The 7,880-nt window shown below is 76.0% G+C and carries 8 protein-coding genes; 1 reads left to right on the top strand and 7 read right to left on the bottom strand.

Features of this window, described 5'->3' with window-relative positions:
- The 6 genes from tilS to dacB all read right to left on the bottom strand — a co-directional run.
- Window positions 1–898 (bottom strand): tRNA lysidine(34) synthetase TilS (gene tilS, locus Q0195_RS10345; RefSeq protein ID WP_299278008.1); only part of this gene is annotated, 898 nt, incomplete at its 3' end.
- 3 nt (window positions 899–901) lie between these two features.
- On the bottom strand, window positions 902–1,963 hold the full coding sequence (locus Q0195_RS10340) for a zinc-dependent metalloprotease (protein ID WP_299278005.1): 1,062 nt from the start codon (window positions 1,961–1,963) through the stop codon (window positions 902–904).
- Window positions 1,964–2,000: 37 nt separating this feature from the next.
- Window positions 2,001–3,278, bottom strand: coding sequence for an MFS transporter (locus Q0195_RS10335; RefSeq protein WP_299278002.1), 1,278 nt, complete (start codon window positions 3,276–3,278; stop codon window positions 2,001–2,003).
- Complete coding sequence (locus Q0195_RS10330) at window positions 3,271–4,551, bottom strand: MFS transporter (RefSeq protein WP_299277999.1); 1,281 nt, start codon at window positions 4,549–4,551, stop codon at window positions 3,271–3,273. The genes Q0195_RS10335 and Q0195_RS10330 overlap by 8 nt, the downstream gene beginning before the upstream one ends.
- Window positions 4,552–4,568: 17 nt before the next feature.
- Window positions 4,569–5,036, bottom strand: a complete 468-nt coding sequence (locus tag Q0195_RS10325; RefSeq protein ID WP_299277996.1) for a MarR family transcriptional regulator — start codon at window positions 5,034–5,036, stop codon at window positions 4,569–4,571.
- Between the two features lie 117 nt (window positions 5,037–5,153).
- Window positions 5,154–6,608, bottom strand: coding sequence for a D-alanyl-D-alanine carboxypeptidase/D-alanyl-D-alanine-endopeptidase (gene dacB / locus Q0195_RS10320; RefSeq protein ID WP_299277993.1), 1,455 nt, complete (start codon window positions 6,606–6,608; stop codon window positions 5,154–5,156).
- A gap of 80 nt (window positions 6,609–6,688) precedes the next feature.
- On the opposite strand from dacB, the gene Q0195_RS10315 reads away from it, so the two are divergent.
- Window positions 6,689–7,216, top strand: coding sequence for an inorganic diphosphatase (locus tag Q0195_RS10315; RefSeq protein WP_299277990.1), 528 nt, complete (start codon window positions 6,689–6,691; stop codon window positions 7,214–7,216).
- A 175-nt stretch (window positions 7,217–7,391) separates the two neighbouring features.
- Here the strand turns inward: Q0195_RS10315 and Q0195_RS10310 are convergent.
- On the bottom strand, window positions 7,392–7,880 hold a 489-nt coding region (locus tag Q0195_RS10310), incomplete at its 5' end, for a C40 family peptidase (protein ID WP_299277987.1).

The raw sequence follows: 7,880 nt of genomic DNA, 5'->3' as shown, positions 1-7,880 counted from the left end.
TGGGACGTGAGCTCTCGGTGGGACGTGGGCTCTCGGTGGGAACTGGGCTGTCGGCGGGAAGTGGGCTCTCGATGGGAAGCGGGCTGTCGGCGGGACGTGAGCTGTCGGTGGGACGTGGGCTGTCGGTGGGGAGGCCTGCGGTGCGGGCGAGCTCCTCGGCGGCGGCGGAGAGGTAGTCCTCGTCCTGCTGCAGCCGCTGCGCGGTGCGGGCCAGGGCCTCGGGGACGCCGGGGCCGAGCGCCTCCTCCAGCGCCGGTAGGACGCGGTGCCGGATCGCGGCGCGGCGCAGCGGGCCGCCGTCCGCGCGACGCCAGGGGCCGTCGGGGGCGTTGGTCGGATCGTCCACGTACCGCAGACCGAGCGCCGCGCACACCGCCTCGGTGTCGCGGCGGCGCAGCCCGAGGAAGGGGCGGCGCCACAGCCCCGCCGCGGCCGGCATGCCGGCCAGCGAGCGTGCGCCGGAGCCGCGGCCGATGCCGAGCAGCACGGTCTCGGCCTGGTCGTCCAGGGTGTGCCCGAGCAGGACGGCGGCGGCGCCGTGCTCCCGGGCGCTCGCTGCGAGCGCGGCGTAGCGGGCCTCGCGGGCGGCGGCCTCCGGACCGCCGGGTCCCCGGACCTCGACCGGCCGGACCTCGACCGGGTCGAGCCCGAGCCGGCGGCAGGTCGCGGCGGCCTCGCGCGCGACGTCGGCGCTGCCCTCCTGCAGGCGGTGGTCGACGACCACGGCACCGGCGCGCAGCCGGGCCCGGGGGGCGACGAAGGCGGTCGCCGCGGCCAGGGCCAGGGAGTCCGCCCCACCGGAGCAGGCGACGAGCACCAGGGAGCCCGGGGCCAGGTCCGCGAGTGCCGCACGGACGGCGACGCGGGCCGCCGCCACCGCCGGAGCGGGACCGGCCACGGCTCAGCCGTGGACCCGCCGCACCCAGGCGTCGGGCTCGAAGATCTCGCGGGCGGTCGGCAGCGTCTCGACCGACGTCCACGCGGCGTTGAGGCCCTGGTGGCCGACGCGGTGGACGACACGTCGCACGAAGTCGGCGCCGTTGCGGTACTGGGCGATCTTCGCCTCCATGCCCATGAGTCGGCGCACGACGACGTCGAGCGTGCTGCTGCCTTGCCGCCGCCGCTCGAACTGGCTGCGGATCCGCGCCACCGACGGCAGCACGCGTGGTCCCACGGCGTCCATGACGACGTCGGCGTGGCCCTCGAGGAGGGACATGACGGCGACGATCTCGGCGAGCCGCTCGCGCTCGGCCTCGGTGAGCGCGGCGTCGATGAGGGGCCCGGCGAGCGCCTGCGCCGGCGGGGTCGCCCCGCGCGGCGTGGACAGTGCCTCGACGACGGCGCGCAAGGTGCGGGCCAAGCGCCGGCCCCCGCTGTCGGGGGCGGCGATGGAGGAGACGGCCTCGCGCATCCGGCTGCGGAGATGGTCGGCGAGCCACGGCGCGGCGGCGAACTGGACGGCGTGCGTCTGCTCGTGGAGGCACACCCAGCGGCGGAAGTCGATGGCGTCGAGGTCGAGCTCGCGCTCGACGTGGAGGATGTTCGGGGCGACGAGGACGAGGTAGCCCGGTGCGCCGTCGTCGCCGACCGCGGTGAAGGGGTCGTACTGGCCGAGCACCTTGGTGGAGAGGTAGGAGAGCATGATGCCCAGCTCCTCCCCGCCGAGCCGGGCGGCCCCCGGCAGCGTGGTGGGCGGGAGCAGGTCGCCGACGAGGCCGCGGAAGAGCGCGATGTTGGCCTCGGACCAGCGGGCGCGGTCCACGACGAAGACGGGGCGGCGGCCTGCCCGCTCGGCGGCGTCGGTGAGGCCGGTGATCTCGGCGACGTGCTCGGGGGCCTCCCGGGCGGCCGTGTGGAGCACGGTGACGACGCCGCGGGCCTCGGCGCGCCCGGCACGCGGCCCGGGCGGGGAGAGCACGGCGGCGCGGCGGCGGGCGGCCTGCCAGTCGATGGGGGAAGCCATGTCGTCACGGTATCCCGTGGACGACGACGCGCACGGCTCAGCCGGGACGCCGCGCGAGCCTGCTGTCACCCACCGGCTGCTCCAGGGTGCGCGGTCGCAGCGCGGCGACCACCAGTGCCAGGACCCCGGCGGTGGCGAGGAGTGCCGCCGGGACGGAGACCGTGTCGGCGAGGAAGCCCTGGACCGCGGCGGCTGCCGGGCGGGACCCGACGAAGCCGACCATCCACAGCGCCATGATCCGGCCGCGCAGCTCGGCGGGCGCGCGCTGCTGGACCAGCGTGGCCGCGGCACTGTTGGCGACCATGAACCCGGCGCCGGCGAACGCGAGGCCGCCGAGCGCGCCGGCGGCGGTCGTCGCAAGGGCGAGGGACGCGAGGCTGAGGGCCATGACGACGAGCCCGCCGACGAGGACGCGGGGCTGGCCCGTCCGGCGGCTGGCGGCGCTGAACCCGAAGTAGCCGAGGGCCGCCCCCAGGCCGAAGGCACCGGTCAGCCTGCCGACCAGCCCCGGGTCACCCCCCAGCCGGTCGGCGAGAGGCGGGGCGAGCGTGATCGACGGCTCCGAGGCGAACCCGATCGCCGCGACGGCGAGGAGGAGCACGAGCATCGCCCGGTCGCCGGCCACGTACCGGAACGCCGCCCGCACGCGGTGGTCGACGTCCGCGCCGTGCTCGATCCCGGCCGGCAGCGCGGCGAGGACGAGCAGGACGAGGCAGACCGCGTGGGTGAGGGCCGCGAGCGCGAACGCGAGAGCCGCGCTGTAGTAGGCCGCCAGCAGCGCACCGCCCACCGGTCCGACGACCCGGGCCAGGGTCATGGGCAGCGAGTTCAGTGCCATCGCCGTGGGCAGCTCGGCCGGCCGCACGAGCAGCGGGATGATCGACTGTTGGGCCGGCCCACCCACGACGAACCCGAGCCCCACGACGAGGCTCGCCGCCAGGATCCACCCGGCGTCACCGCGGCTGTCGGGGCTGCCCCCGACGGCACAGGCGAGGGCCGCCGTCGCCGAGCCGACCGTGCACAGCACCCTGCCGTAGACGATCTGACGGCCGACGTTCCCCCGGTCCGCCCACCTGCCGCTGAGCGGGGTGAGCAGGAGCTGCGGGGTGAACTGCGCGACGCTGACCAGCCCGACCCAGAGTGTCGACCCCGTGGCCGCGAAGACGACGACGGCCGCGACGATGCTGTGGGTCCAGACGCCGCCGCCGCTGAGCAGCCGCCCCCAGAACAGGGCCCCGAACCGGCGGTCCAGCGCCAGCCGGACCGCCCCGCGGGGCGGAGGCCCGACGTCCGTCGTGGTCGGTCGGTCAGCCATCGCGCGACACCTCCCGCTCCGGGACGGTGCCGGCGCGGGCGGCGGGGAAGTCGAGGCGCCGGGGCCGGAAGAGGCAGAGCACGGTGAGGAGGACACCCGCCGTGACCAGGAGCGCGGCGGGGAGGGAGACGGCGTCGGCGAGGAACCCCTCGACCGCGGACGCGAGCGGCCGCGAACCGGCGAAGCCGACCATCCACAGGGCCATCACCCGCCCCCGCAGCTCGTCGGGTACCCGCTGCTGGATCAGCGTGACCGCTGCCGTGTTCGCCACCATGAACCCGAGGCCGGCCACCGTGAAGGCGCCCAGGGCGAGGCCGACGTGCGCCGCCCCGGCCAGGACGACCCAGCCGAGGACCATGACGCCGAGCCCGACCTGCAGCACCCGCTGCTGCCGCAGCCACAGGCTCACGACGTTGTAGCCGAAGAAGCCGAGCACCGCCCCGGCCCCGAAGGCCCCGGTCAGGCGTCCGACGAGCGCCGTGTCACCGCCGAGGTCCGCGGCGATCGTCGGCGCCAGCGTGATCGACGGCTCGGAGGCGAACCCGATACCGGCCACCACGACGAGGAGGACCAGCATCGTCGGGTCGCGGCGCACGTAGTGCAGGGCGACCCGCACCCGGAAGTCGGTGCCGTCCTCGCGCTGGGCGCCGGCCGGGAGCGCGGCGAGGAGCGCCAGCACGACGAAGACGAGGTGGGCCCCGGCCGCCAGGCCGAACGCCAGCGCCGGGCTGTGGTGCGCGGCGACGAACGCACCGCCCGCCGGACCGGCCACCCGCGCCATCGTCCAGGGCAGGGAGTTCATCGCCATGGCCGTGGGGAGCTCACCCCGCCGGATCACCAGCGGGACGATGGACTGCAGCGCGGGTCCGCCGACGACGAAGCCGAGTCCGGCGACGAGGGTCGCGGCGAGGACGACCAGGGCGTCGGTGTGGCTCTCGAGCGGGCCGCGCACGAGACAGAAGGCGGCCGCGCCGGCGGAGCCGAGGGCGGCGACCGCCCGCCCGGCGACGATCTGCCGGCCCGCGTTGCCGCGGTCCGCCCAGCCGCCGCTCAGTGGGGTGAGGAAGATCTGGGGCACGAACTGGGCCACGGTCACCAGCCCCACCCACAGGGCGGAGGCGGTGGCGGCGTAGACGACGACGGCAGCGACGATGCTGTGGAACCAGATCCCCGTCCCGCTGAGGAGGTTCCCCCAGAAGAGCGCCCCGAACTGCCGGTCGAGGGCCAGGCGCGCGGCGCTGCGCGGCGGGCCGTCCTTCCGCCCGACCGTCACGCGCGCCGCATCGTCCGTCACGGCCGCGCGAACCGTTCGTCGAAGACCGCGGCCAGCCGTTCCAGCAGCCGGGTGAGCGTGTCGCGGTCCTCGGCCGACCAGCTGGCGGTGAGCTCGGCGACCAACTCACGGCGCCGCGCCGTGGCCCGGTCGAGGACCGACCTGCCCCGCGCGGTCAGCCGCAGCCGGGTCTGACGCCGGTCCTCGCCGCACCCGCGCTTCTCGAGCAGGCCGGCCCGGTCGAGCCCGTCGACGAGACGGCTCGCCGTGGAGTGCTCCACGCCGAGCTCCGACGCCACCCGCCGGATCGACGGTCCCCCCTCCGCCGCGGTGAGTCGCTCCACGGCCCGCAGCACCCGCAGCGAGGCGACCCCTCCGTCGAACCCGAGCCCGTCGAGGATGGCGCGCGCGTACGCCGGGCGCTGGGTGGCGACCCGGAAACGGAGGATCGCCTCGTCGAGGGCGTGCAGCGGCTCTGCGGACACACATATATGTGTACGGCACACATATACCGGTGTCAACGGATCCGGCCCGGCCACCCCGGACGCATGGGCCCCAGCGGGCGCGACTTCCGCAGCGGCCCGCCGGGAGACCGCCGGCGCTCAGCGGCAGCCGCACGCGGCGACGCGGGCCGCCCACTCGTCGATCGCGGCACGGGCAGGCCCCACTCCCCCGAGCTCGAGGTCGTCGGCGACGACGGCGAAGACGAGCAGCCGCCCGTCGGCGTCGAGGACGAGCCCCGTGAGGCTGACAGCACTGAGCAGGGTGCCGGTCTTGGCCCGGAGCACCCCGGCGGCCGCGTTGTGCATCCGGGTGCTCAGCGTGCCCTCGAGGGCGGCGACCGGGAGCCCGGTGACCGCGCCGCGCAGGTCCGGGCGGTCCGGGTCGAGCGCGGTCGCCATGACGTCGGCGAGGACGGCGGTGGGCACCTGGTTCTCGACGAGCAGCCCGGAGGTGTCGGCCAGGGTCACCCCGTCGGTCGGGACGCCGAGCGCCGCGAGCCGGGCGAGCACCGCCCGGGTGGCCCCGGCGAAGGTCGGGTCCTGCCCGTCGGCGACGGCCACCAGCCGGGCGAGCACCTCCGAGACGGAGTTCTCCGACACGGCCAGGGTGTGAGCGACGACGTCGCGCAGCGGTGCCGACTCGACGGCGGCGAGCTCCGTCGCACCGGCCGGGGCGACGGCGCGCGTCACCTCACCGCGCACGGTGACGCCCTCGGCGCGCAGGGCGTCGGCGAAGGCGCGGGCCGCGGCCAGGGCCGGGTCGTCCTGGTAGCCGCCCTCCGGCGAGACGCCGGCGTCGACGGCGATCGGCTGGATCGGCATGACGAAGTCGAGGTCGATCCCGCCCCAGCCGGGTGCGTAGCGGGGGCCGCTGAAGAGGGTGTCGTCGAGCGCGACGGTGACCTCCTGCCCGTCCAGGGCCTCGGCGGTCCGCGCGGCGAGGTCACGCAGGGAGGCGCGGCCCACGGCGTCGTGCGGCCGGGCCTCGCCGGCGGTGAGCAGGACGTCCCCGCCGCCGACGAGGACCACCTGGCCCGGCTCGCCCATGACGGCGGTGGTGCGCAGGACGTGGCCGGGTCCGAGGGCGTCCAGCGCGGCGACCGCGCCGAGCAGCTTGAGCGAGGAGGCCGGGGTGCGGGGTGCGGCGCCGCCGATGTCGACGAGGACCTCGCCGGTGCGCGCGTCGCGGACGACGACGCCGACGTCGCCCCCGGTCCGCACGTCCTCCACCAGCTCCCGGCTGATCTCGGTGAGCGTGTCCGGGGAGGGAGGCGGGACATCGGGGTCCAGGGCGGGCAGGAGCGGCTCGGCCGGCGCTGCGGTGGGCTGCGGGAAGGGGGCCGGCTCGGGGACGGGTGGGGTGGTGGTGAGAACACCCGGGACGACGTCGGCGGCGTCCGCGGCGGCGTAACCGCCACCCACGAGGAGGATCGCGGCGAGGGCTGCGACGGCGCCCCGGCCCCGGCGTCGTCCTCCCCTGCTCCGTGCCACGCGGCGTCCGCCCTTCCACTCCTGCGCCACGTCGTGGCCGACCCACAGCTGCCGGTAGGCCACACTAGTACCCGGCAGGTAACCATTCGCGCCTCCGGCGCACCCACGCACCGCAGCGGCGGTGGCGGAAGGAAGGTCACGCAGTGGAGTTCGACGTCACGATCGAGATCCCCAAGGGGAACCGGAACAAGTACGAGGTGGATCACGAGACGGGTCGGATCCGCCTGGACCGGATGCTCTTCACCTCCACCCGCTACCCCGACGACTACGGCTTCATCGAGAACACCCTCGGCGAGGACGGCGACCCGCTCGACGCCCTCGTCCTCCTCGAGGAGCCGACGTTCCCCGGCTGCCTCATCCGCTGTCGCGCACTGGGCATGTTCCGCATGCGGGACGAGGCGGGCGGCGACGACAAGGTGCTGTGCGTGCCCGCCGCGGACCAGCGCGCGTCGTGGCGCACCGACATCGAGGACGTCAGCGAGTTCCACCGTCTCGAGATCCAGCACTTCTTCGAGGTCTACAAGGACCTCGAGCCGGGCAAGTCGGTCGAGGGCGCCCACTGGGTGGGACGCGAGGAGGCCGAGGCGGAGATCCGGCGTTCCTTCCAGCGGGCCAAGGAGGCGGGCCTGCACGCCGAGGCGGACCCGCACGGCCCGGGCCAGGCCGAGTAACCCGTCCGGGACAGCATCCGCGGCCGGCGTCGGTCGCGGACCGCACCGCCGCGCCCGTTCCTCAGGCGCACCCGGTCCTCAGGCGCACCCGGTGTCGGTCGCGGACGGCGACCTCAGCCCACCCGCCGTTCGCCGTCGCCGCTCCGCAGACCCGTCGTGCGGCAGACCGCGACCGTCAGACGCGTCCGCCGTACGGCAGGACGTTGGGCCAGTACATCGGCACCAGCTCCACCGTCTTGCCCGGCGACGGGGCGTGGAGGCGCATCCCGTCACCGGCGTAGATCGCGACGTGGTAGATGCCGGACGGAGCGCCGTTGTTCGAGTAGAAGATGAGGTCGCCGGGCCGCAGCTGGTCCACCGGGACGCGGGTGGTCGCCGCGTACTGCGCACGGGTCGTGCGCGGCAGCGACACCCCCGCCCGCGCGAAGGCGGTCTGGGTCAGGCCGGAGCAGTCGTAGCCGTCCGGTCCGGTGGCCCCCCACACGTAGGGCTTGCCGATCTGCGTCCGTGCCCACTCCAGCGCCTGTCGGCCGGCGTCCGACGACGACGGCGGTGGCTGGGGCGCCGGAGCCGGGGCGGGGGCCGGCGGCGGGGTGGGCCGCGGGGAGGGCGCCGGTGCGGGCGCGGGTGCGCGGGTCGGCTCCGGCGTGGGCTCGGTCGGCCC

This window comes from uncultured Georgenia sp., assembly GCF_937958535.1.
In the GTDB taxonomy this organism is placed as follows: Bacteria; Actinomycetota; Actinomycetes; order Actinomycetales; family Actinomycetaceae; genus Oceanitalea.
This window is presented reverse-complemented; position numbering and strand designations above follow the sequence as displayed.

Excerpts from the sequence above, each read along its gene's own strand:
- Q0195_RS10340 (WP_299278005.1), bottom strand. The coding sequence starts at position 1,963 with ATGGCTTCCCCCATCGACTGGCAGGCCGCCCGCCGCCGCGCCGCCGTG.
- Q0195_RS10335 (WP_299278002.1), bottom strand. The coding sequence starts at position 3,278 with ATGGCTGACCGACCGACCACGACGGACGTCGGGCCTCCGCCCCGCGGG.